The following is a 24,973-nucleotide window of genomic DNA, read 5'->3' as shown; positions in this document are numbered from 1 at the left end:
TTCAACTAACATTCAGTAGGAGCCCTACTGAATGAAGTTTCACTTTATCCCGCATGTAAGGTGCCATAAGACTCCGCCTTTAAAACCTGAGTTGATACAAAAGATCTAAGTGGGAGAAAACGGCACCTACATGCCCTATTGGTTCAACTAACGGGGCTGTCTAAAAAATCCAATTTAGAGTAAATGCATTAAAATGTAAAACCCAAGAATGTTGATTTTACGGCAATCTTGGCTTTGGTTTTTTTGTTTTCAAGCGGCAATATTACTTTTCGGACAGCCCCGAAGTTTCACTTTATCTTTTTCATGCTGCTTTCCACAATCGGTTGCGATTGTGGAAAAAAACAGGATAGCTCGTAAGGATCATGAAAATGTTTTAGTAGTTTGAGATTTGTTTTTCATTTCTCCACACTGTTTTCTGAGCACCCCATTTCCATTAAAAAATGGCCCCTCATACATTGACTCTACGTTTAAGTGTACATTACATGAGAGACGTTTATGACGCATGTGCGTATGAAAAATATTGAGTAAGAAAGGGCACGATTGTTGTTAATACTTTCCAAAAAAACCACAAAAGTAGTTATATTAAATTAACCTATCTAAGCAGGATTTAATTTTCTACTTCTATCCCCTTGTTTTGTAATAAAATCCTAAAATAAGTCTTTAAAAATCAGTATGATTCAATCCAGTAATGAAAAAGGCTTGAATCATCCTTTCACTATTCAAGCCAGCCAAAAATCAGATGGGTTAATGAATGAAACAAAGCAAACGGCATTACGTAAAGAGCTTGTGCAATGCAGCGGTTATCATCACTTCAAATGAATACGCCCCTCTTTTAGACAAATGTAAAAATATTCATGAAATAATTGACCTTCATATTTTACAAGTGTAGAATATGAGGAAGACAATTGTAGAAAAAGGAGTTATTTGTATGGAGAAAATGAAAAAGTTACCTGATGCAGAATTTGAAATCATGAAGGTTGTATGGGAGAACGAACCACCTATCACAACAGCGATGATTATGGCAGAAATAGGAGATAAACGTAAATGGAAAGCGCCTACTGTACTCACCCTTATGAGGCGTTTGGTAGAACGAGGGTTTTTACGAACAGAAAAGAAAGGGAAAGAGCGCACGTATTACCCGTTGATCAGTAAAGAAGATTATCTTCAATTAGAAACAGAACAATTTATGAAGAAATATCACAAAAACTCATTTTTAAGTTTTGTAAATACGTTGTATAACACGGAGCCGCCTACCGAAGAAGAGTTGGATGAGTTGTTAAAATGGGCGAAAGAACGGAGGGAGTAATATTGCAGAAATTGTTGTTTTCGTTGCTTGAAGTTTCGATTGCCATGTCAATCATCGCGCTTGTGTACATGGCCGTCACTCCATTATTAAGCAAAATATTTACAGCAAAAGGACGTTACTATACATGGTTGGTCATTATTATCGGGCTGATTATTCCCTTCCGATTTCACCGACAAGAATCAGCAATTTCTATTGATAAGTTCATACCTGCCATAAAGACAACAAACAGTCATTTCGTAGCACCCTATGAGATGGCGATGTCATCAGCTATTCCATGGTCTGTTCTATTGAGTGGGCTATGGCTTGTCGGTGTGGTTGTTTTTATCATCATTCATGTCATTCGACACGGACACTTCTTGAAAATGGTGAAACGCTGGAGCATGAAAGTCGAGGATTTGAAAGTACTGAATCTGTTGCACGATGTTCAAAAAAAGTTGCGAATCAAGCAACAAGTAGAATTGCAAATCTGTCCCGGTATTTCCAGTCCCATGTTAATTGGTTTTATCCGGCCAACCATATTGCTCCCAACGGGCAACATTCCGCCGGATGAGCTTCCGCTTATTTTAAAGCACGAACTGATTCATTTTAAACGCAGAGACATTTGGTTTAGAGCACTTGTATTTTTAGCGACTGCGCTGCATTGGTTCAATCCATTCGTTTACCTGATAGCAAGAGAAGTTTCTATTCAATGTGAAATTGCTTGTGACGAAGAAGTAGTCAAAAATACGAATGTGGATGGTCGACAAAAATATGTTGAAACAATTATTGGGGTCATCCGCAAACAATCCAAGGTACGAAGTACATTTTCCACCAATTTTTATAGTGGGAAGCAGGGGATGAAACACAGAGTTTTCTCCATTATGGATGTCAGAAACAAAAAATGGGGATTTTCAATTTTCGCAATGATTGTTGTGGCGACTTTTAGTACAAGTATGATGATAAAAATCAGCACTCCAGACGCCTCTCCCGAACCATCTGTACTTGTACCTGAGAATGAAAGCGATCCGAGCATGGATCATGAGGAAAATAGAAAGATTGATCAGACACTCCCCCAAAAGGATAAACCGGTTCTAGAAGTGGACGAAGATGTATCAAGAAATACAACAGATAGGAATCTATTAATAGATAATGATGAAAAGATGTTCGAATATGATAATCCTAAGTTGATAGAGAGTAAATAATGCTACAGCGAGAAAAGTCAATCATCAGAATATGAAAGGAGAAATGAGGTATGGGGAAATGCGGGTTCTCTCGGTATGCATTGGCATTATTACTACTCGCATTGATGGTGTTGGCGGCAGGTTGTTCCAATCAAAATTCTGATAAAAATAACGAGGGCACCATCCATCATGAAACGGACAATCCATTTGAAGTAAATGACGAAGAAACGGGTATTATGGGATCTATGGTTCATGGTTTTGATAACCCAGAAGTAGATGAAAATGAAGAAATGCTCCCCATTCCATATCATGGGGGAGAGTTGAAAATAGACTATTCCGTAGCTGCATCAGGGAAAGCTAAAAATGTCGGTTTTCTTATTTTCGTGGACGGCATCCCGCAACCCTATAAATTTAATACAACGGAAGCACCTTACGAATATATGCATATTCTTGATTTGGAAGAGGACGACAAAGAGACACCATTCACATTTGTCTTTACCCCCATAACAGGGAAGCAAGGGGATACTTTGGATGTCAATATTACGAGCGTTTACAATCCAGCATTTATGCCAGACATGAAAGAAACGAGTTCTTATGGAGGATATCACTCTACATTGCAGTCGTTAGGTTCGTTGGTTTTTGAAAAAGATGCAGATGTTCTGGAAGCTTCTAGCATCCCTAAAAAAGACTATTTAAGGAATGTTCGTCTGTCAACAGAACCAGTGACGAAGGAATTGTTGGAAAAACATGAAAAGCATAGTGCGATGAAAATAGACTTGGAGACATTGGAAAAGCTCGTAATAAATGAAGTGAATTTTGATGGGGATCGTGCGATGAATGTCGATAACCTACAGGTAAATGATAACGGAACCCTTCACGTGACATTTAAACTATTCGGCCACCCAGGGATACACTACCAAAATACGTTTTATATCAACCATCAAGCGTTAGCAACCGTAGATGGCGACACTTCTTTTGAAACAACTTTAGCAAAAGGAGAGGTATCCGTGATTGATGTGGAGATTGACTTAGAGAGATTGGAAGATTTCAATACGTTTTATGTTGTTTCCGTACCTACGAATACGGCGGATTTCCCTGATAATGCTTTTCTACTAAAAAGTGAATCCGTCTTATTGTATAAATGATCGGGGGATCAAGATGAATTATAAACGATTCAGCATTATATTCAGCATATTTGTGTTCTTTTCCGTGGGATGTTCAAAAAATAATGAACATTTTGGTCCCTCAAATGATGGTCAAGAGCATTCAAATAGAGCAGATGAAGTCCGCGAAACAACCACACCCAAGCCGACGACACCGGATGTTGTTTCAGAATTGAAATTAGAGGGAGATATCAAGCATGTTTATTATGCTGATGACGACAAGGTTTTCATAGTGGCTGATAAGCTATACCTATATGATACAGATACGAAGAAAATACTACAAGAAGCCCCGCACGAAGAAGTTTTAAGTGAACGTTTTTGGGTGACTGACAATGGTTATGTGGCAGTTAGACAATCATCAACGAGCGATCATGGTGAGTCGGTGATGACGGATGGGGCTTTTCGTTATAAAGCCGCGTTTTACGATTATGACTTGAACATCGTTTCAGAATTTGACTTGAATCAATTGCTAGCGGACGACGATATGTTGATGTCAACAGATGCGATTTCGTTTTCTGCCTCTGGAACCCAAGTGGCATTTGCAACCTATTCCGGATTATATATCTATGATTTTACAACAGAAACAAAGAATACGATCATCGATTTGACATCTGAAGACGCAAAGGAGCGTTCTGGTATGGTCAACATTGAACAAATTGGCTTCACGAATGAGGATCAACGGATCGCATTTAAGGCGCAAAGCTTTGATATTCCAGCTGACCCTGACAAGCCTTCCTTTGCAACTTGCGGGATCGTAAATATAGATGGTTCAGAGTTGTTAAATCGTACATTTGACAATTTTTCATGTCAGAATTTAACGGCTTACAATCATTTGCTGTTATTTGCAGAAGATCCGACCGTTGTATCCGGAAAAGCATTGGTGATGGAGATGCCAAGCAATCAAACGAAACTGCATACTCTGAGGGAAAAAGCGGAAAGCGGATTCATATCGGGTTCTAATGCCGGTCGTTATTTTGCCACTCCGATTGCACATAAAACCGGCTGGACCATTCGGGTGTATCATACGGAAACCGGAAAGTTGGAAGCGGAGCAACAGGTTTCAAATGACGGAAACGATCATTTTATGTCTCACGAACCAGTGATCAAATTGATAGACGAGACGAGGACTTGTATTGTGTTATTAGGGTCAAAACGAGACGATATAGAATCGAAAGTAATCATTAGTCAATTTTAATGGTAATGAAATGTTCTTTCTGATAAGCGGGAAATAAGGGGGGCATGTTTATGAAAGTCACGTTTAAGGATATTTCAAAGCAATATAAGGGCAAGTATGCACTCAAAGATTTCTCCTCAGAACTAGAGAATGGGATTTATGGTCTGTTGGGCGCGAATGGTGCGGGCAAAACAACACTGATTAATATTTTTGTGGGCATTTTAAAGAGCGACAAAGGGCAAGTGCTCATGAATGATGTGGATGTGAGACATTTAGGAATCGATTTTTTATCCCATATTGGCTATTTACCACAGTACCCGCAGTTTTATAAAAACTTTGAAGTGATGGACTTTCTGCGATACATGTGTGTCCTCAAAGATATTCCGAAAGAACAAGGTGAAAAAAGAGCAAAGGAATTATTGGATATCGTCAATTTAAGTGACGCCTCTAATAAAAAAATCGGCGCACTATCCGGCGGCATGCGCCAGCGCGTCGGTATTGTACAAGCGATGCTGAATGATCCTGATATTTTAATTTTGGATGAACCAACAGCTGGACTTGACCCGCAAGAAAGAATTCGTTTTCGAAATTTGATTACCAAGTTTTCAGAGAATCGAATTGTCTTACTGGCAACGCATATCGTCTCCGATGTTGAATATATCGCCAATCAGGTTCTTTTACTAAAAGCTGGACAGCTTTTAAAACAGAATTCGCCTCAGGCACTTGCGCGTGAAATCGAGGGGAAAGTCTGGATGGTGACAGTGACAGATGAAACGATGGAAGAAAAGCTCAATCATTTTCACATTAGTAACATGATGAGGGATCACGATGGCATTCATTTAAGAGTGATTGATGATGAAAAACCGGATCCCCATGCGGTGAATATAGAGCCCAATTTGGAGGATGTATTTTTGTACTATTCGGGAGAACGCGAACGATGGTGAAGTTACTTCTTTTTGAATGCCGTAAACATTTCTTTAAAAAGTCAGTTGTCCTGGCGATTCTTCTTTTTAGTATACTGAATGTTGTTAAAATATATAGCGTTTATGACCAAACATCATTACTTTCCAAAAGTACAGGGTCGGATTGGCATGATTTATATTGGGAAATGTATGAGGATTTTGGGGGAACCATTACAAAGGAAAAAATCGAGAAACTCATGTCGATTTACGGACCGCTTGACCAGCAAACAGCGGATAAAACCGCAAGCACAGCAACAGATAATCCGAATACATATACGGGAAATGTATACAACGACACCTTATTCTTCCGTTGGAATTTTGTGAATCCAATGGAATATGCCTATATGTACAAAAGTTATGCAAATGATGTTGTCATGACGGCAAAAGAGAATCTGACATTTTTTGAATCGCTCGGAAATCAATACGAATATAGAAAGAATGCAGCGATTGCGGATCGTTACGCGGGACGGATGATATCGGATTTTTCATATACGGAAATGTATGAAAACCTTATTCATTACGACTTTTCATCTTTTTTGGTCATACTGATTTGTATGTATGTCTTAATCTATGTATTTGTCTCCGAAAAGGAAACGGAGATGGATGTTCTTTTATTGACGACGCAAGCAGGAGGAAATAGAACTGTTTGGGCAAAACTGATTTCCTCTGCCATTTTTGTCTTTGTTGTCTGTTTTTGGTTTTGGTTGCTTGATTTTGTGGCATTTGCGACTTTTTTTGGATCGGTGGAAGCAACCTTTTCCCCGCTTTATGCGATTGAAAACTTTGCAAATTCATCGATTGGTATCCGTTTAGGAGCGTATGCCGTTTTATCGAATCTCATAAAAACAATGGGAATTCTAGTACTGAGTTTCGTGTTTTTATTGATTTCCATTTTTTTTAAAAATGCTTTATTTCCGTTTATTATCAGCCTGCTCGCTACCTTTGGATTCAATTATATCCAGGAACTGTATATAGGGTCTGGTCGAGTCTTGTTCAAAGTTCTAAATCCATTTGTGCTTGTGGTCAATCGGGAATTATTTCGTAAAACGGAATTTGTCAATCTTTTCGGATACCCCGTGGTGAGTTATACCCTAGCCTTATTGTTTGCGGTAGCTTGGGGAGCGATCTGTATATTAGGCATAATGCTGCTCATTAGGAAAAATACTGTCACCAGAAGAGGGGGGAGAGAGCGTGTCACTATTAAGTTATGAATGGAAGAAAATGCTTTTCTATCAGAAAGGTTTGTACTTTATCAGTTTGTTTTTCGTCTTAAGCATGGCGACATTACTGATTTTTGACACGCCAAAAAACCCGGAAATTGAGATGAATTCCGAACCGTATGCTTTCTATTTAAACCAAGTTAAGGGGGCACTTACGGACGAAACAGAGAGATTCTTTAAAACGGAAGCAAAGAGAATTTCTGAAGCAAACGTAGCATTAGAAAGGGCATACAACGATTACTATGATGGAAAAATCTCCGAGGATGAGTTACTAAAAATAGCAAGTCCATTGGAGGAAATCGTAAAAAATGAAAGTGGCTTTAAAGTCATTTTTGACCAATATTCGTATATTCGCGAAAATCCGGACAACCGGTATTTTTTATCTACGAATGGTTGGAATGGACTATTGGCCACGGATCATTTGGATTTGTTATTTCTATTATTATTGTTAGTATTGGTTACGCCCGTTTTTTGTGCGGAGTTTGCCAGTGAGATGGATTCCCTTCACTTGACTGTAAAGAAAGGGACGCGCGTGCATGCTGTCTCAAAAGTTGTTCTTGTATTCATGACGGTGATTGTGCTTTGTTTCTTAACCTCGCTGTTAAGGTATGGATTCTTTCACATAAAATATGGCTTAGAGAATGGTGATTATCCCCTACAGAGTTTATCTTATTTTGGAACTTCTACAAAAAACAGCACACTTTTTTCCACTTTTATATGGGTAACGGTTTTAAAAATATTCGGCAACCTAAGCTTCTCCGTGCTCATTATGCTCTTTTCTGTATGGACGAAAAAATACGCATTAACCTTATTTTCATCTACTGCCGTGATTCTGTTACCTTATGTTGGACTGAGTATGGAATCCACTAAATATTTTTTGCCGGGGCCGCTTGCCTTTATGATTGCCACCGGGTTTTTCAGAGGGAGTGAAGCTGAGTATAATATCGTTACAGATCAGATGGATGTGACGTTTGAGGAAATTTCGATGCTGACCGTGATGATCCTGTTCGTGATCACATTGTGCCTTAACATCGGGGCCATGATAGTGATTATGATCCGGCATACGAATGTATGGAGTGTCAAGAAAAGAAGAGGCGGAAGGTTAAAGTCATTAAGTATGATGGTGATCCTCTGCCTGACCGCATTTACCTTTGCCGGCTGCACCTCCACTCAAAATATGAAGGACGTTGATATTTATAATTATTCTTCCAGGCAGTCCTTTGAAAATGAGCAATATCGTTTTTATGTGGATGAAACGGATTTGGATGATATGAAACTTGTATTTGAAGATAAGCAAACTGGTGAAATGAATCATTTGATCAGAAATCCGATGCAATCACTCACAAAGGTTGAGACCTCTATTTATGGAAATGGTCCGTTTGTCTATTATATCAAGCAAGAGTTTGATAAGTTGCGAGGTTTTGCCTACCGCAATGAAGAACGTGGCAGGTTTTTTGTTATGGAAGTGGATACGAGGACGTTTGATGAGTGGATCATTTTTGAAAAAAACATGAATTCCAATGAAGATCATTTTCTAGGACCTCATTCAGCGGACAGTGCTGACTCGGGGTTTTACTTTGAAATAGATTCCTTCTTTTTGGATGAGAAGAGTATCTATTTTATCGTTCAAAACGAGATTAGGCGGGTAAATAGGGGGACAGGCAAATCAAATGTCATCATTCGTGCGCCGTTATTAACAAGTGTGGCCTTTGATGGTCAGCATATTTATTATTTTAATGAAAAATATGAAGTGGTTCAGTATGATACGAAGACGGATTCGGAAACAGTTCTGCCTGATATCATAACGACACATTTTATTTTAACGGAGACAGAACTGCTCTTTTTGAATCGTAAAGATCAATATAAAATCTATGCCATGAGTCTGGACGATTTTGCAACCCGAAAAATCACGGAGCAATCTGTACTGAACTTTACTTGTGATGATCAATATATTTTCTACGAGGCGAGGACGGACTCCAAAAAATATCGCATAGATAGGGATGGGGAAAATGATCTATTATTAGAGGGTCAAAATGATTAAATTTGGTAGGATGGTGCATTGACTGCAACACTGTACCCAGAGAAATCCCTTGAATAGAATGGGTTGTAAAATTAATAAAAGTCTAAATAATCTGGACTTTTTAAGGTAAGTCATGTATGGTGGTGGTAATGAGTAGAAAAGGAGGCATGTTATATCCAATAAATCTATTGGTTTTAAATAGTTTTTGAGATGTTGTTGGGTCTAGTGAATGTTTACGAAAAAAATAGGAGGGATTACTATGGTATTAAGTAAGAAAACGCTAATAAGTAGTATTGCTGCTATTTTGGTTTGTTTGTCATTGGCTGCCCCATCATTTGCAAACACTTCTTCTAAACCGGTAACTGGGTATGGAACACTGACTGGAACGTTATCGGGTTCGAATTATATTACAAAGGTAACCCAAAACCCTGACTCTGCACAGCTGTCAATAAAGGGATCTATGCAGGATAGAAATGGAAAAACAGTTGTCTCAACACAAGAAATTAAGAGTCCAAGAGGAAGAACCTATTTCTCAGGCTCATGGTCATCTGTACCATCAAATGTTTATGTGATTTATGGAACACACGGTGTGCAGGGTGGAAGTAAATATAAAGCTGCGGCAGTATATACCTATACACATCGTTAATTGAATAATTGTAGATTAAAAGAATGTTTATACTAATGTGGATAAAGTTTGTATATACTTTATCTGCATGGTATAAACATTTCTTTTTTATAGGTGGGGAAACCTGGAAAAGATTACAGCCGTAATAATCGAGTATATCTCAAAATATTTTTGATATATATTTTGAAATTGCTATATTACTTGAAAGATGGTAAACAAATCCAACAGAAAAATAAGAGTTGATTAAAAAATGAAAGGCAAACTGTTAAGTTTTATTACCGGGCACTTTTTACCATCAATATTAACTGTTGTTCTGTTGTTTCTCTTTACTATTTATTTAAAAATGAAGGATTTTAGCTCATTTGTTTTATTTGGAGACTTTTTTTAAAGTGTATGAAATTACTGCAGATGAAACAGGGTTCGATTTTAATATCAGTACGTTAAATCTTCTGCCATTAGGCTGTTTTATCTCAATAGGACTTACAATCTTTTTAAACCGCTTTAGTACTATTAAGTAGCGACATTCTTAAAAAAACTGTTTTATGGTGCTTTTGTAGACGGGGAGCATGTAAAAGAGAATAGAACAGGAAATGATGAATATAATACTTTCCATAGCAAATCAGGACAAGCGAATTAGAATTGTAACGATCGAAGGTCTCATACAAATATTAATATACCCAAAGATGAATTCCAGGATGATGATATTACATATTTTGTGCGGATATGAATGATGTTTGGCTTAATCAATTTGGGAATATCATAATGATGCAAAAGCCAGAGGATATGGGGCTTTTTCCACCTGAAGATGAAGCGAAAATTTGAGATTAAGATGCAATAGAGTTTCATAAATATGCTCTATTTTTTCATGAAAGGGGGATAACAATTGAAGGGCAATTCGCTGAAGAAAATACCAAAGGAAGCCATTCAAGCAATCGAAATGATAGAGGGACTGCTTGATAGGATATTAGTGGGGGTATATTTATATGGTTCTGCTGTGATGGGAGGTTTACGCATTAATAGCGATGTAGATATTTTGGTGGTAACAAATCAGAGTTTATCTGAAAAAACCCGGAGAGAGCTTACAAATAGGCTGATGCTTATATCTGGAAAAATAGGAAATGCACATGCGATTCGACCACTTGAAGTGACGGTGATCAATCAAAAAGATGTTGTTCCTTGGCAATTTCCTCCCAAATATGAATTTATGTATGGAGAGTGGCTGAGAGATCAGTTTGAAAAGGGAGATATCCCTCCGCCCACTTATGATCCTGATTTAGCTATTCTTTTAGCTCTTGCAAGAGAGAATAGCATGACTCTTTTGGGAGTAAATGCAGCAGAAATCCTTGATCCTGTGCCAATAAAAGATATTCAAAGGGCTATTAAAGAATCTTTACCTGGGTTGATTGAGGATATAAAAGGTGACGAACGCAATGTCATTTTAACTTTAGCCAGAATGTGGTTTACAGCATCTACTAGTGAAATTAGCTCTAAAGATCAGTCCGCGGAATGGGCAATACCTCAATTACCTGAATATCATGCGGCTTTACTCCATTTAGCGAGAAAGGCTTACTTAGGAGAGCGTGTTGATAAGTGGGAAGGAAGGGAGATCGAGGTGGCGTCACTTGTTCATTATATGAAAAAGTCTATAGAGTCTTGTCTTAACATTTGAGTACTTTTCCAATCGTGTTAATGATGAAAAAGCTGATTGCTATTGGCATGATTGTCGAGGATTTTTCGATATGTTCCTTCATACAGATATCTCAACAATTAATAGGTTCCCAAATGGCCTCAGACATCAATGCCATCAGCTCGGCCAATAGCGTTTCTACAAAGACAATTGGCTCCCTAAAATGAGCATTTCCCACTTTAAACATCTATTTTTGATTCAGACCTCGATTTTCGTCGGGGTCTTTTTAATGATCAACCCCAGAGTAGAACTGGTTTTTCAGAAAGCGGGTTATTTTCCAAAAACGGAAAAACTTTATTTTAACGACAATGGAGGAATACGGGTATGCGGATCGTATGTTGAAAAGGATTTCTTTTAGAGTTGGGACAAACTTTTTCAAAAAAAACCGTCCATTATCACCTGGATTTTTTGGGGTTCAATCATAACATTTTATAATGTACGGTTGAATACGGGGGGATTTGCTGAATGTTTATGATCGAATCAATTTGCTTGAGGGTAAAGGGGAAGGACTTTTACAGGAGAATATATCAACATTCCTTATTGCAAATAAATGATGTGTCATTTAATATGAATAATAGATGACGCGTCATCTATTTTGAAGGGGGATTTGAAGTGCGAATACATATTTTACACACAGGGAAAGTACAGATTGATCGAGCATTAGCTTATAAAGAGCGAGGCCTACACCCAGCTCCATTTACGGGATGGTTTAGGAATAGCGGGAAAAAGATATGGGTGCCGGTTTCTTCGTATTTGATTGAACACCCTAAAGGGCTCATTTTAGTTGATGCGGGCTGGCATGAAGATATGAGAGTGAATCAGAGAAAACATCTAGGGAGTTTAGCTTTTTCTATGTTTAAGGGTGAATTGCCAAAAGGGCATTCAGTAGCAGAACGGCTCAATCACCTTGGCATTAAGGCAAGGGACTTGGACTATGTTATTCTTTCACATATGCACTCTGATCATGTCAGTGGTATTAAACATGTTCAAGACGCTAAAAATATCCTTGTTAGTGACATCGAATGGAAGGTGGCCCATAAAAAATTAGGCTACATTCAATCAATGTGGAAAGATGTGCCTATAAATACCTTTCGTTTCACTGATATACCTTATGGTCCCTATAAAAGAGGATATGACCTATTTGGTGACAATTCGCTTTATATCGTTCATACACCGGGCCATAGTGCTGGTTTGGTCGCTTTGATGGTTAAGATGGAAAAAGGCTGGGTGGTACTGGCAAATGATGTGGGTTACTCAGAAAAATCATGGACGCAAATGATATTGCCTGGTATAACTACAGATAGAACGGCTGCTTATGATTCTTTAAAGTGGCTGCACAACTTTGCAAAAAGAGAAGAATGTGTAAGAATCATTTGTAACCATGATCCAGCGATTGTGCCAGAAATAATTCGATAAGGTGAAAAAATGGAAAAGTATCGCGAGATAGAAAAGTTCAGGTATTTGATTTTGGCTGCACAAAGACAAGGAAATAAAATCTTAATGGAATTACTAAGAGAAATTGGCGTTACACCTTCACAAGCTGAAGTAATACGTATTTTAGCAGAAAAGGAGTTCCTTACTCTGAAAGAGTTGGGACAGTTACTAATCTGTGAAGATGGAAGTCCTTCCAGGTTAGTGGAGAGAATGGTAAAAGAAGGCCTCATAAGGCGGGAAAAGGATAAAAATGACGCCCGGTTTATAAGAATGACACTCAGTCCATTAGGTAAAGAAAAACATCTACTCATTACAAAAGCGGAAGAGCAAATGTATCGAAAAATGACTCAACTTTATACAACGAAGGAAATTGAACTGGCAAACAGGGTGCTAAGCAAGTTGTTATTAGACACAAAGTTCGAGTATAAATTTGAACAACGTGGTTTTAGCTTACATCACAATCATGATCGAAATTAAGAAATGAGGGAACGATCTTCCCGCCCGCTGCTAAAATGTCGGTATAAAGAGAAAGAAGAAGAGCGTAAAAAAGAACTGAAATAGTTTCGGGAGGATTTCCCCATCTAAAATCAAAAGTTCAGGATAGTAGAAGGATGAAACAGTCGTAAAATGAAATTGGTAAAAATTGAACAATTCGGAATGAGTTTGGGATGCATATTGAGTATATGTTAACATAAACAAAGAGTAAGAGATGGAAAAAGATGGTTTTAAACAATAGGTTAAAGTTGTGGATACAGAATAACCTACATTATAGAAAAAGAAAGGCAGTATTTTCATGAAAAATAATCGTACATTTTTATTAGGAATGTTAACAGTCGTATTCGTTATATTGGCTGCTTGTGGCAACTCATCCGACGAGTCAAGTGCTGGCTTGGACAAACAGTCTCCAAATAACACCACTCAAAACCCAAACACCGATTCTTCTGGTGCAGATTCGGCAGAGAATGATTCACATCACGACAAAGCGAATACCGCTGATACAAGAAGTGAAACAAACGAAAAAGCAGATATATCAACCAATGAGCTTAAAGAAGAAGACGCTTCAACGAATCAAACAGCGAGTTTGAAGGAAGAATATCTCAAGAAATTAAATGAAACTAAAAAAGAAATGGATGAGCTAAAAAACAATCCAGAAGATGATTCAACATACGCTTTGAAAAAAGTTGAGGGAGATAGATATGACGTTTGGGATGGATTGTTAAATGAAGTTTATGAAGTTTTACAGAAGCAACTTCCTTCAGAAGAGATGGACCAACTAAGAAAAGAACAACGTGAATGGATAGCTTACCGAGATAACTCTGCAAAAGAGGCATCTCTTACATATAAAGGTGGTACGATGGAACAATTAGAATTTGTGGCTGTGCAAGCAGATATTACAGAAGAAAGATGCTTTGAATTAGTTGAAGACTATATGGAATAATTTTTTCATCTAATGTATGGAAGGTAGAAGTGAAAGAGTTTCAATTTGCCTTTTTGACAGCTTTGGGAATGGGGCGAGCGCTATCTGTTATCCTGATATGGCAAGGTATTTGGTTGAAGAAACAGGCGCTTTTAATGAAGCGCCGCCATATATTTAGAAAAGTGATATAGTTTTGTATATTACCTTGTCAATCAATGGGAACATCTCTTGTCACTTTACATGAATATATGAAACAAAGCTCGTACTTGATATAATTGATCTATGAAACATTGATCATTATTATGTCAAAACCGAAATGTAGATGACTGTATGGAATTCTGGCTATTCGTATATTCTGAAATAATGAGTAAAAACGATAAGGAGGAATGAACATGACAAAGGGAAATAACATCAGCAGTGAAAAGGAATTGTCCCTAGAACAACGTGAAGAATTACTTAAAACATTGAAAGCCCGTTTTGAGAAGAACATGGACCGCCATAAAGGTCTTGAATGGACGAAAGTTCAAGAGAAGTTGGAAGCTACTCCTCTAAAACTATGGTCGCTCAATGAAATGGAAAAAACGGGCGGTGAACCGGATGTTGTTGGTTATGATAAAAAGAAGGATGAATACATCTTTTATGATTGTTCAGCGGAAAGTCCCAAAGGGCGCAGAAGTGTTTGTTACGACCGTGAAGCGCTAGAGTCAAGGAAAAAACATAAACCAGAAAATAACGCTATTGATATGGCAACGGCCATGGGCATCGAACTTTTGACAGAAGAACAATATCGAGAGTTGCAAAAACTCGGAAAATTCGATCAAAAAACGTCAAGTTGGGTGCAAACACCGTCTGATATTCGAGAACTTGGCGGTGCCCTTTTTTGCGATTATCGCTTCGGCCACGTTTTTTTGTATCACAACGGTGCGGACTCTTACTATGCTGCCAGAGGATTCCGCGGCTCACTAAGGGTTTGAATTTTGGTAGACAGCTAAGTTTGAATGTGAGAACAGATCACCTAGGTTTTTAACAAACGGGAACGATTGTGGAGGAACAGTAGAAAATTAAAATAAAAAGTTCAACAGCAAAACTATTTAGGACTGGGACACAACTAAATCAGCTGATAAAAAACGAACAATAAAGTGAAACTTCATTCAGTAGGAGTTTTTTTCCATCTCCTACTGAATGTTAGTTGAACCAATCGGGCATTTAGGTGCCGTTTTCTCACACTTAGATCTTTTCCATTCACTCAAGATTTTGATGTGGAAGTCTTACGGCACCTTACATGCGGGATAAATTTTCCCAATGTATCATACGCAAGCTTTTAGCGTAGTCAACATATGTAGACTCCTGCGGGAATAGCTCGAGCTGAAGATCCCGCAGGAAAGCGACCTTTGCTTTCCGAGGAAGCTGAAGCCGTGCCCGCGGAAAGCGAAATATGTTGACGTAGCGATAATCGGGATTTTTTTAACACAAATAAACCGGACAATTACAAATGAATTGTTCGGTTTTTGCTATTTCGTATTTGCTTATGTCCCGGCCCTATTTTTTATTTGAATTTAAACGAATTGGAAGAAATTAAAAAGCTATACCAGTATCTGATCGGGGGAAAGTTTACTTAGGCGATTAATGACTTTCGCTTGTCTACTTCTGCGCCGTTTACCCAAATGGCATGGTTTGTCCTATATCTGTTGGTTGTAATGTCATTCGATATTTGAATCCGAGTCTTGCTAGTCAGAGTGTAGAAGGATCCGTTACCAATGCTCTTGCTACTGCCTTTTTAAGTTCGCTTGGTGGGGGTAAATCTTTTTTTACTCATTTACTTGTCTATTATGTGTTTCTTTGGCGGTTAGGCCGTGATTGTCGAGGCAAAAGTGGAACGTGGAAAAAAGTGCATGCCTTACAGGAGACTCAATTCTTGATCTCTGTTCTTTGGCAGTATTTCCTTGATTTTTCAAAATGTCCATTCCTTACTATTTGGAATAGCCTGTTTTAATACAGAAGAGAAAACTATAAAGAACGTCCTGCTCATTTTATAGATATGTAGTTTTACTAAAAACAGACGATAATATGATTGTGACTATTCATAAAAAGGGGTGATATGATGATGGTGCGTTCTGGTGGTTTGGACCGTTTTTCAAGTATAAATTCTCATGCGACTCATAAAGCAAAAGCAGATAAAAGCATTTTTGAAAAGAAAAATACAAGCTCTTTGCCAGATAACGTTGTAAGAAGAATTAAGGAAATGGCGCAGGATGGTGCGGCGAAAGGCGTGTACATGGGAAAGGATTATATATCCTATATCAATTCTTATAAGAAACAACATGTATCTCCTGACCGTTCAAGACTTATATCACTGACGACACCCAGGTTAATGAATGCAACATATACAAATGGTTCACCATTCTTTTTTAAGATTACGGGATTACCGTTTACAGGGCAAATATGTGTTGGTGCAACTGGGGCATCTATGTTTATTTATAATAAAAACGGCGAAGAAGTATTATCTTATGGCACTAATTCCGGATGGGCAGAGAGGCAGACAAGAGCAGAAAGTCAGTTTTATGATGAAACAACGGCAATTTATTATGAAGCCTATAAAGCCGCAAGAGCAGAGATGAAAACAAGCCCGACACAAAACTACAGTCGGGCCGCTAGTTCTAGCTTCGACCTAAAAGTGTAAATACCACCAAGATAAGCAGTTTGGTTTGCTCCAACTTTTTTCATGTATAATCAGTTAGCCGTATAAATTGGAAAAAGGGCAATACTCACAGGATAAACTCCTGTAGATATTTGCCCTTTTGTTCTAATAAGGCATTGAAATTTCCATTCGAATGGTAATAGTAACCTCCCATTTATTGGTGTACTTCAAGCCGGGGAGATATGGCATGTCCTTGAGCGTTAAAGTCCATCAAGGATGTACGGCGGTGTTCTTGTATAGACAGGAACAGTTTTCGCCCGCCCCCGCTTTTCATTGATACATTGATCATCGCTTTCACAGGTGTCGCTGCCCAGCCTGCCTGTCTTGCTGTACCTTATCAGGGGGAATGGAGGTTCGTAGACTAGCTGGGAATAAGTTGAAAACGAAATGATATTCGTACAAGTCGTGAACAGAAAACCGCGTGAAATCAAAGTTTTTACATTTGATTTCATGTGCGGCTTATTCATTTTTATAAGGTTTTGTGTCAGCCTCGAACCCCCCACTGGTTGAAGTTTCACTCTATCTAAGGGATTCGGGCTCAACCGTTGGCAATAACTTTCACACCCCGGCCGAAACAGTTTCCGGCAATGAGCTTCCGCCGTCTATTACAATTTGAGCGCCGGTTATGTAGCTGGATTCGTCCGATGCTAAAAACGCCGCCAATTCTCCCACTTCTTCAATTTTTCCAAGCCGTCCTAAAGGTACGCCACTCGCAATTCCGGCGATCACTTCTTGAGGGTTTTCCGGATTGGAATCATGGGCAATTTGTTCGGCCATTGGTGTATGGATATACCCTGGCATTATCGCGTTTACGGTAATTCCGTGTTCGGCGACCTCTCGTGCCAAAGCTTTTGTAAAGCCAATCACAGCCGCTTTCGATGTTGCGTAGGCAGTTTCTCCAGGATCCGCAACCATCATGCCTGTTACGGAGGAAAGATTGACAATCCGCCCATATTTTTTCTCTTTCATATAAGGCAAGACGGCTTTTGAAACGTTCCACACACCATTAATGTTAATGTTGAATTGAAAGTCACGGTCTTCATTTGTAGTATCCAACAACGAGCCTAACCGTATGACTCCGGCGTTATTGACAAGGGCATCGATCCGTCCGTATTGCTCCATTACTTGTTTCACGGCGGCATTAATACTTTCTGGATTACTGACATCCATTTCAACCGCCATTGTTTCATAGCCTTCTTCATTCAATCGTTTACTCGCTTCGTGCACCTTTGATGAAATATCAGTTAAAACGACTTTTCCACGGTATTTCGCTAACACTTTGGCGATCCCAAATCCATTACCCATAGCCGCTCCAGTTACAATCACAACTTTATTTTCCATCTTTCCCATTCCATCTACCCCCTTAAAAGTTAGGATCTATAAAAATTATATCGTACCTAAATTAATTTACAAAAATATTTAAATATAGAATGTTGTTTCGTTTTTATAAAGGGAGGCGACAAAGGCGCTTACGTGGCACTTTATTGACATAAAAGAAGGTTTTGGCGATCAGCTGCTTCTTCGTTCAAAGCCTTGGCCACTGAACTCGGAAACAAGTGGGAAATGGTGAAAAAATGAAAGAGCAAGGAAACATGCGCCATAAAGTCATTTTTCAACCGTTAAACCATGGGTCTCCGCAGTTTAACGTTTCATCATTACAAAATTCAATTTTGTGTGCCTGGGCAACTTTGGCCTGTAACGCTCGGAGAACTGTATTTAGCAAATTAGTATGTGAAATCGCTCCTGTAAGTCTTCATTGATGGTCGTAATGGTAAACATGCGAAAACATCCTTCATTTAAAACAGTCTGCGTCATATACATGTGACTTTAATAAGGGTGGGAGTCCGGCCCATTTATGATACGGACTGCTCCGTATTTCTTCATTTCTATTAAAAAAATTTGTAGCCCCAACCCATGGCAGGTGCTACTTCTTTTACTCGAGAAGTTCAACTTTCAATGTCCTTTTTCCTATCTCATCCACATCACGATGTGCTCATATAATTGAGAAATTGAAATTAACTCCATGAATGTTGAGGTATTTTGTGGCGAATTCACATCCTTACATGATTTATACATCCAATATGTAAGGAAGATCAAGCGTGAGAGCTAAAAATGAAAAATTTACAAAAACATAACATTCTTTTCTATTTTGTTCCAAAAAATTTACATGGGATTTACATTTCTTTGCTAAGTTGGTAGAGTCGTCAAAAATTGACATCAATTGTTAGAATAGGAGGATTCCATGAAACTTTTGTTACGTAATAGTTTGATTGCCTTATTTAGTTTGCTTCTTATCGTTTCTCCTGTTGCTCCTTATGTAGGGACACCCGTTGCTTCGGTTGAAGCAGAGTCGTCTCAACTGGGGACACTTGTTGAAGAAGAAGAGGCAACGATTGCACCAGGAGTAACGCAAAAAAAGATGCATGTTTCGAATAATCGGGGTAATCAACGTGTATCGATGCTATCGGTTGATTTAAGTAAAGGGGATTTAGCCATTGAAACTGGAATCCCTAACGGTAAATATCCAGGTATGCAAACATTAACAGGTCAAGCGAAGCAAGTATCAAAGCCTGGTCATGTGGTTGTAGGTGGTATTAATGCCGACTTTTATAACATGAGTACAGGTGAAGTTGTCGGTTTATTTGTACATAACAAAGAATGGTTACATATGTCTACTCGACCGGCTTTTGGCATTACTGAAGATGGAAAACCAATTATTGGCACACCCTCATTTAGCCATCAAGTGACGTTGGGAGACAAATCTTTTGATATAGCCGGAACAAATAAAGCCAGAGGGACGGATCAATTAGTTCTTTATACTCCGAAGCAAGGAGCGTCTACAAAAACGAATTCGAGCGGAGCTGAAGTCGTTTTAGAAAATGTGGAGGGAGATGCCCATCAGTTTGGTACTGTAAAAGCTACAGTAAAAGAAGTGATCAGTGATAAAGGAGATACTCCATTAGCTGAAGGGACAATCGTTCTGTCTGGACACGGTGCCGCAAAATCATTTTTAGTAAATGAATTTAAAGAAGGCGCTGAGGTGGTCATTACCATGGCTGCCAACGAACCATGGAATAATGTTAAAGAAGCGGTAGGCGGGCATCCGTTATTAATAGAATCAAATACATTAACGGATCTTCCTAGTAACGCTTTTAATGACGCGGTTGCACCAAGATCGGCTGTTGGTATTAAAGCAGATGGGACGTTCTTTTTTGTCGTCATTGATGGGCGTAACCCTGGATATAGTGAAGGAGTTACCGTGCATGAATTACAGAAAATCATGCAGGAAATGGGAGCTGTTCATGCACTTAACTTAGATGGCGGCGGGTCTTCCACTCTAGTAGCAAGGCAACCAAGCCAAGAGACTGTTTCTGTTGTGAACACACCTTCTGATGGTTCTGAGCGACTCATTGCCAACTCATTATTGATTGTAAGTTCTGCTCCGGTAGGACAATTAAGTAGTTTAGCAGTTACGCCGAATAAAGGATTCATATTAAAAGGCAGTAAGATGCAATTTAAGGCAAGTGGATTAGATGCTGCATACAATCCAGTTGCCATTAACGACACTATTTCTTGGTCTTCATCTGAAAACATTGCGGATATTTCAGCTGAAGGTTTACTTACCGCGAAAGAAGCTGGTAAAACAAAGATTACTGCTGCGACTGGTTCAGTAGAAGGCAGTGCAGAAGTAGAAATTGTTGATCAAATTGATGAAATTAAACTTCCACAATCAGAACTAACGCTTGATCGTGGTGGAACGTTTGATTTGTCGGCTGCTGTCTATCATAAGGGAAAAAAAGTAGTGGCAGATCAACGCTTATTTAATTGGAAAGTAGAAGACGAAATTGGCACGATTAATGACGAAGGAATATTTACTGCTACAGACAAAGTCGCAAAAGGAAAGGTAACAGTTTCCTATGGCGGTGTTGAAGATACGATAACGATTGAAGTTGGCAAGCCGCCCATTATTCTAGAAGACTTTGAAAAAGGAATATCCCACTGGGCATCTGGAGGGGCAAGATACAATACAGTTGATATTCGGCAAACAACGTATCCGGAACCGGCTCGTTTCGGAAATCATGCTCTCCAATTGGATTACGATTTTACCGGAAAGCTGGGCACATCGGGTGCATACGCATTTCCGAAAGAAGATATCATAATTGAAGGATATCCGGAAGCAATTGGTATGTGGGTATATGGTGATGGTAAAGGACACTGGATTCGTTCTCAATTAAAAGATGGTGAGAACAAAGCATTTGCTATAGATTTTGTGACGAATGCGGACTTTAAAGGCTGGAAATACATTGAAGCACCCGTTCCAAAGGGCAGGCCGACGCCGCTAAAGTTAGACTTAGCATTTCGTTATATGGAAACGAGCAACGATAAAAAAGACGCGGGAACGGTTTATATTGATAATATTCGCGCAGTCTATGGCGAAACGAATGATGATTTAACCAATCCAACGATATCAGATATTGCACCAGCCGATAAAGCGGTGTTAAAAGAGAATACCGTTGAAATTTCGGCCGTTGCAACAGATGATAAAGAAGGAACGGGGATCAATAAAGATCGAATCGAAATGAAAGTAGATAATGTTTCTGTAAAACCTTCATTCGATGAAAAAACTGGAAAAATCACGTATACATCTAAACAGCCTTATGCGGATGGCATCCACCATGTGTACTTAGCCGTCCAAGATAATTTTGGAAATCCGGTGGAAAAAAAGTGGAGCTTTGAAGTAGATACAGACAGTGCCCAATTATCTCTTTCTGCTCCCGAAAAAGTATACGCAGGAAACCCATTTGAATTAAAGGTCCAAGCGAATAAATTAAAAGATATTCATGGTTCGTCTCTATCATTTACATATGATCCTAGTAAAGTAGAGATCGTAGACCAGGATGAAGAAAAAGAAGGTATTCAAATAGCTGTTGCTGAAAAATTAAAGCAAGCGACGATTACGGCGAACCAGGTCGATGCCGATAAAGGCATAATTACATTCTCAGTAGAAAACATGGAGAAAATAAAAGATCTTACCGAACAAGAAGAGGTTATATCGATCATCGGGAAAGTGAAGCCGAACGCTGAAGACGATGTGACCGTTGCTTGGAAAGAAGGCCATATTCGCTTACAGGACGATAAAGAGAATGCCAAGCCGATAAACTTGCCTGATTTTAGCCGTGAAATCAGTTATGGTGTTCAATTAGAGTTGGAAGCTTTATCTGTACAATCACCCACAACGATTAAAGCAACAGACGAAAATGGAAAACCACTTGCTGGAGTTGGGGTTTTTGTACTGGGGGATGTAAATCAAGTAGCTCGAATCAAGAGCGATAGTGTAAAAGTCTTTAGTGATAGTAATGCGGAATCAAAAGTGTTAGAAACAGTAAATGAGTATGATCAGTTATTAGTGATCGATCATAACGACTCATGGATTAACGTGAAACTGCCGAACGGCAATGCAGGATGGATCCTCAAAGAACATGCGTCGATTTCTTCTTGGGGACAACCTTTGGGAGTAACAAATAAAGATGGAGAATTTGTTACGAAAGATCTTACTTTAGCTGTAGGCTCGTATGACCTGCAAGCGAAAAAAGGGTCCCATTATAGTAAAAAGACAACTACGACAGTGAAGCCGCATCTTGGATCAACAAAGCCGGAACATTTGGCTTTATCTTGGGAACAAAGCCCAAAAACAACACAAAGCTTTACATGGAGAACGGCACCGACCGTTACAAACACAGTAGTTGAAATTGTAAAAACCGATGAATTTAAAGGGTTTGAAGCGGATAATGTCGATACGATAAAAGGAAAGAATTATCCGTTTGCTACCGACATTGGTGTCATGCAAATTCACGAAGCGAGCGCCGTTAATTTAGAGCCAGGGACATCGTACACATATCGTGTTGGGGATGGAACAGACGCAGGATGGAGTGAAAGTGCCACATTTACGACCGAAGCGAAAGAGGATGAGGCATTTACATTTTTATTCACATCAGATACACAAGCCATTCCGAACGAAACAGCGGTAGATGGTTACGGTATTTGGGGAGAAATTTTTGGTAAAGGACTACAAGAATATCCAAACGCTAAATTTATGCTTCTTTCTGGGGATATCGTTGATTATGGCGACAAACAGCTTCATTGGGAACATTGGTTTGACGCGGCGAAGGAATATCTTCCGAACATTAATATGGTGCCCGTCCTTGGGAACCATGATGTTGTGGGCGGAGGAAATGCCAACTTCAAGGCTCAGTTCCAATTGCCTTTAAATGGTCCAGAAGGTGAAGTGGAGCAAGCATATTCGTTTGATTATGGGAATCTTCATATCGCTGTCTTAAATACAGAAGGCGATCTGAAAAAGCAGGCAGAATGGTTGAAGCAGGATATGAACAGCAGTGATAAGCAATGGAAAATTGTTTCTTTTCACCGTTCTCCATACCACAGTCATTTCTCTCGTGGCAGCGAAGATATTCGTAATGAATGGACGCCAGTCTTTGATGAGGTTGGTATTGATCTTGTTCTTTCCGGTCATGACCATGCGTATATGCGGAGTTGGCCGTTATACAATGGAGAGAAGGTGGAAGAAGGTAAAGGTCCTACGTATATCATAGGCGGATCCGCAGGCCCTAAGTTTTATGAAATGGGTGATCAGGAATGGATTCGGGTCGCTTTTGATGACGATATCCAAATTTATTCTGGTGTTACGATTGATAAGAATGAATTAACGTTTAAAGTAACAACAAGAGAAGGTGATACGGTAGACGCCTTTACAATGGTCAAACAAGATAAAGACCCAGGCGAAGGCGAGAAACCGGGCGAAGGTGAGAAACCGGGCGAAGGCGAGAAACCGGGCGAAGGCGAGAAGCCGGGCGAAGGTGAGAAACCGGGCGAAGGTGAGAAACCGGGCGAAGGCGAGAAACCAGGCGAAGGTGAGAAACCGGGCGAAGGCGAGAAACCAGGCGAAGGTGAGAAACCGGGCGAAGGTGAGAAACCGGGCGAAGGTGAGAAACCGGGCGAAGGTGAGAAACCGGGTGAAGGTGAGAAACCAGGCGAAGGTGAGAAACCGGGCGAAGGTGAGAAACCGGGCGAAGGTGAGAAACCGAGTGAAGGTGAGAAACCAGGCGAAGGTGAGAAACCGGGCGAAGGTGAGAAACCAGGCGAAGGTGAGAAACCGGGTGAAGGTGAGAAACCAGGCGAAGGTGAGAAACCGGGCGAAGGTGAGAAACCAGGCGAAGGTGAGAAACCGGGCGAAGGTGAGAAGCCAGGCGAAGGTGAGAAACCGGGCGAAGGTGAGAAACCAGGTAAAGGTGAGAAGCCGGGCGAAGGTGAGAAACCGGGCGAAGGTGAGAAGCCGGGTAAAGGTGAGAAGCCGGATGATAAGGAAGAACGGAAAAAAGTTGTTACTGTAGTACCATCTAAAAATAAGAACGATCAATTCGAAATTAAAAATGGCTCTATTGAACAGCTCGCATTACAAGGAAAATTGGTCGTTGACTTGAGGAATAATGAAGAAGGTTTTGTGAAATTAACGAAAAAACAAGTCCAGATGTTAAGAGAGAAAAATGCGACATTGAACGTGAAAGCTGCGAATGTCGAGTTAGGAATTCCGGCAATAAACTTTGTTCATCAGGATGAAGAAGTCGTCATTAAAATCACGAAAACTGGAAAAGTTAAAGATGCTCTTACGGATGTTTACGATTTTACAATCATTCAAGGAGATCAAGTGATTCAGGATTTCGAAACACCTGTAACGATGAAGTTTACCATTGACGGAAAAATACAAGATTCCAGCAATGTCCATGTTTATTATTTCAATGAAAAATCCAAGAAGTGGGAGTTAATTGGCGGTACGTATGAAGCTGGTGTCGTTACTGCCGCGACGAATCACTTTAGTGAATTTACAGTGTTTGAATCAAAAAAGGAAACAGTAGCGAACAAAGAACGTACAGAAAGACAGAGTGATCAGGACAATAAAGATAAAGCAGGAGAAAAACTTCCAAACACTGCAACAAATATGTATCTTTGGTTAACGGTAGCGATCGTATTGCTATTTGCAGGTATTGTTATTGTTCTTATCAATAAAAGAACAAGACAAAATAAGTAGTTG

General features: G+C 39.4%; 16 protein-coding genes and 4 pseudogenes. 18 read left to right on the top strand and 2 right to left on the bottom strand.

Annotated features, from left to right (window positions below; genetic code table 11):
• The first annotated feature begins 672 nt into the window (after nucleotides 1-672).
• From JOC94_RS23450 to JOC94_RS01040, 17 genes and pseudogenes are all read left to right on the top strand, one after another.
• Nucleotides 673-819: an aspartyl-phosphate phosphatase Spo0E family protein gene (locus JOC94_RS23450; RefSeq protein ID WP_408021892.1), complete on the top strand. Its 147-nt coding sequence runs from the start codon at nucleotides 673-675 to the stop codon at nucleotides 817-819.
• 109 nt (nucleotides 820-928) lie between these two features.
• Nucleotides 929-1,306 carry a BlaI/MecI/CopY family transcriptional regulator gene (locus tag JOC94_RS01115; RefSeq protein ID WP_077110405.1) on the top strand — a complete coding sequence of 126 codons (378 nt, stop codon included), beginning with the start codon at nucleotides 929-931 and terminating at the stop codon, nucleotides 1,304-1,306.
• 2 nt (nucleotides 1,307-1,308) lie between these two features.
• Nucleotides 1,309-2,487: a M56 family metallopeptidase gene (locus tag JOC94_RS01110; protein WP_205177987.1), complete on the top strand. Its 1,179-nt coding sequence runs from the start codon at nucleotides 1,309-1,311 to the stop codon at nucleotides 2,485-2,487.
• Nucleotides 2,488-2,537: 50 nt separating this feature from the next.
• Complete coding sequence (locus tag JOC94_RS01105) at nucleotides 2,538-3,611, top strand: beta-glucanase/beta-glucan synthetase (protein ID WP_205177984.1); 1,074 nt, start codon at nucleotides 2,538-2,540, stop codon at nucleotides 3,609-3,611.
• A 13-nt stretch (nucleotides 3,612-3,624) separates the two neighbouring features.
• Nucleotides 3,625-4,824 (top strand): transcriptional regulator, encoded by a 1,200-nt coding sequence (locus JOC94_RS01100; RefSeq protein WP_205177982.1) that lies wholly within the window; start codon nucleotides 3,625-3,627, stop codon nucleotides 4,822-4,824.
• Nucleotides 4,825-4,874: 50 nt separating this feature from the next.
• On the top strand, nucleotides 4,875-5,747 hold the full coding sequence (locus JOC94_RS01095; protein WP_205177980.1) for an ABC transporter ATP-binding protein: 873 nt from the start codon (nucleotides 4,875-4,877) through the stop codon (nucleotides 5,745-5,747).
• The gene (locus JOC94_RS01090; protein ID WP_205177979.1) at nucleotides 5,741-6,976 is read left to right on the top strand and encodes an ABC transporter permease; all 1,236 of its coding nucleotides are present in this window, start codon (nucleotides 5,741-5,743) and stop codon (nucleotides 6,974-6,976) included. The genes JOC94_RS01095 and JOC94_RS01090 overlap by 7 nt, the downstream gene beginning before the upstream one ends.
• Entirely contained in the window at nucleotides 6,957-9,026 is a 2,070-nt protein-coding gene (locus JOC94_RS01085) for a DUF5050 domain-containing protein (protein WP_328799753.1), read from the top strand. The genes JOC94_RS01090 and JOC94_RS01085 overlap by 20 nt, the downstream gene beginning before the upstream one ends.
• Before the next feature lie 238 nt (nucleotides 9,027-9,264).
• Nucleotides 9,265-9,651: a hypothetical protein gene (locus JOC94_RS01080; protein ID WP_205177977.1), complete on the top strand. Its 387-nt coding sequence runs from the start codon at nucleotides 9,265-9,267 to the stop codon at nucleotides 9,649-9,651.
• A 569-nt stretch (nucleotides 9,652-10,220) separates the two neighbouring features.
• Nucleotides 10,221-10,440 (top strand): annotated as a pseudogene (locus JOC94_RS01075) (aminoglycoside 6-adenylyltransferase); the annotation flags it as partial.
• Nucleotides 10,441-10,513: 73 nt separating this feature from the next.
• Nucleotides 10,514-11,299 (top strand): aminoglycoside nucleotidyltransferase ANT(9), encoded by a 786-nt coding sequence (gene ant(9), locus JOC94_RS01070; RefSeq protein WP_205177975.1) that lies wholly within the window; start codon nucleotides 10,514-10,516, stop codon nucleotides 11,297-11,299.
• 630 nt (nucleotides 11,300-11,929) lie between these two features.
• Nucleotides 11,930-12,733 (top strand): N-acyl homoserine lactonase family protein, encoded by an 804-nt coding sequence (locus JOC94_RS01065; protein WP_205177973.1) that lies wholly within the window; start codon nucleotides 11,930-11,932, stop codon nucleotides 12,731-12,733.
• Between the two features lie 9 nt (nucleotides 12,734-12,742).
• Nucleotides 12,743-13,228, top strand: coding sequence for a MarR family winged helix-turn-helix transcriptional regulator (locus tag JOC94_RS01060; protein ID WP_205177971.1), 486 nt, complete (start codon nucleotides 12,743-12,745; stop codon nucleotides 13,226-13,228).
• 316 nt (nucleotides 13,229-13,544) lie between these two features.
• Nucleotides 13,545-14,189, top strand: a complete 645-nt coding sequence (locus tag JOC94_RS01055) for a lysozyme inhibitor LprI family protein (protein ID WP_205177969.1) — start codon at nucleotides 13,545-13,547, stop codon at nucleotides 14,187-14,189.
• A gap of 371 nt (nucleotides 14,190-14,560) precedes the next feature.
• On the top strand, nucleotides 14,561-15,142 hold the full coding sequence (locus JOC94_RS01050; RefSeq protein ID WP_205177967.1) for a DUF4256 domain-containing protein: 582 nt from the start codon (nucleotides 14,561-14,563) through the stop codon (nucleotides 15,140-15,142).
• A 707-nt stretch (nucleotides 15,143-15,849) separates the two neighbouring features.
• A pseudogene (locus tag JOC94_RS22740) lies at nucleotides 15,850-16,054 on the top strand (ATP-binding protein); the annotation flags it as partial.
• A gap of 212 nt (nucleotides 16,055-16,266) precedes the next feature.
• Nucleotides 16,267-16,848, top strand: coding sequence for a hypothetical protein (locus JOC94_RS01040; RefSeq protein WP_205177965.1), 582 nt, complete (start codon nucleotides 16,267-16,269; stop codon nucleotides 16,846-16,848).
• A gap of 576 nt (nucleotides 16,849-17,424) precedes the next feature.
• Here the strand turns inward: JOC94_RS01040 and ucpA are convergent.
• Entirely contained in the window at nucleotides 17,425-18,216 is a 792-nt protein-coding gene (gene ucpA, locus JOC94_RS01035) for an SDR family oxidoreductase UcpA (protein ID WP_077113977.1), read from the bottom strand.
• Nucleotides 18,217-19,108: 892 nt separating this feature from the next.
• On the opposite strand from ucpA, the pseudogene JOC94_RS01030 reads away from it, so the two are divergent.
• Nucleotides 19,109-23,398: pseudogene (locus JOC94_RS01030) on the top strand (phosphodiester glycosidase family protein); the annotation flags it as partial.
• Between the two features lie 158 nt (nucleotides 23,399-23,556).
• Here JOC94_RS01030 and JOC94_RS23445 read toward each other — a convergent pair.
• A pseudogene (locus tag JOC94_RS23445) lies at nucleotides 23,557-24,180 on the bottom strand (hypothetical protein); the annotation flags it as partial.
• Between the last annotated feature and the right edge of the window lie 793 nt (nucleotides 24,181-24,973).

The sequence above is a fragment of the Siminovitchia thermophila genome (assembly GCF_016909185.1).
GTDB lineage: Bacteria > Bacillota > Bacilli > Bacillales > Bacillaceae_C > Siminovitchia > Siminovitchia thermophila.
The sequence above is the reverse complement of the archived record's forward strand: the minus strand, read 5'-3'. Positions and strand labels throughout refer to the sequence as shown.

What these genes read in the sequence shown, in the direction of transcription:
- ucpA (WP_077113977.1), bottom strand. Translation starts at nt 18,216, where the DNA reads ATGGGAAAGATGGAAAATAAAGTTGTGATTGTAACTGGAGCGGCTATG.
- JOC94_RS01060 (WP_205177971.1), top strand. Translation starts at nt 12,743, where the DNA reads ATGGAAAAGTATCGCGAGATAGAAAAGTTCAGGTATTTGATTTTGGCT.
- JOC94_RS01115 (WP_077110405.1), top strand. Translation starts at nt 929, where the DNA reads ATGGAGAAAATGAAAAAGTTACCTGATGCAGAATTTGAAATCATGAAG.
- JOC94_RS01095 (WP_205177980.1), top strand. Translation starts at nt 4,875, where the DNA reads ATGAAAGTCACGTTTAAGGATATTTCAAAGCAATATAAGGGCAAGTAT.
- JOC94_RS01105 (WP_205177984.1), top strand. Translation starts at nt 2,538, where the DNA reads ATGGGGAAATGCGGGTTCTCTCGGTATGCATTGGCATTATTACTACTC.
- JOC94_RS01040 (WP_205177965.1), top strand. Translation starts at nt 16,267, where the DNA reads ATGATGATGGTGCGTTCTGGTGGTTTGGACCGTTTTTCAAGTATAAAT.
- JOC94_RS01090 (WP_205177979.1), top strand. Translation starts at nt 5,741, where the DNA reads ATGGTGAAGTTACTTCTTTTTGAATGCCGTAAACATTTCTTTAAAAAG.
- JOC94_RS23450 (WP_408021892.1), top strand. Translation starts at nt 673, where the DNA reads ATGATTCAATCCAGTAATGAAAAAGGCTTGAATCATCCTTTCACTATT.
- JOC94_RS01100 (WP_205177982.1), top strand. Translation starts at nt 3,625, where the DNA reads ATGAATTATAAACGATTCAGCATTATATTCAGCATATTTGTGTTCTTT.
- JOC94_RS01080 (WP_205177977.1), top strand. Translation starts at nt 9,265, where the DNA reads ATGGTATTAAGTAAGAAAACGCTAATAAGTAGTATTGCTGCTATTTTG.
- JOC94_RS01050 (WP_205177967.1), top strand. Translation starts at nt 14,561, where the DNA reads ATGACAAAGGGAAATAACATCAGCAGTGAAAAGGAATTGTCCCTAGAA.
- JOC94_RS01055 (WP_205177969.1), top strand. Translation starts at nt 13,545, where the DNA reads ATGAAAAATAATCGTACATTTTTATTAGGAATGTTAACAGTCGTATTC.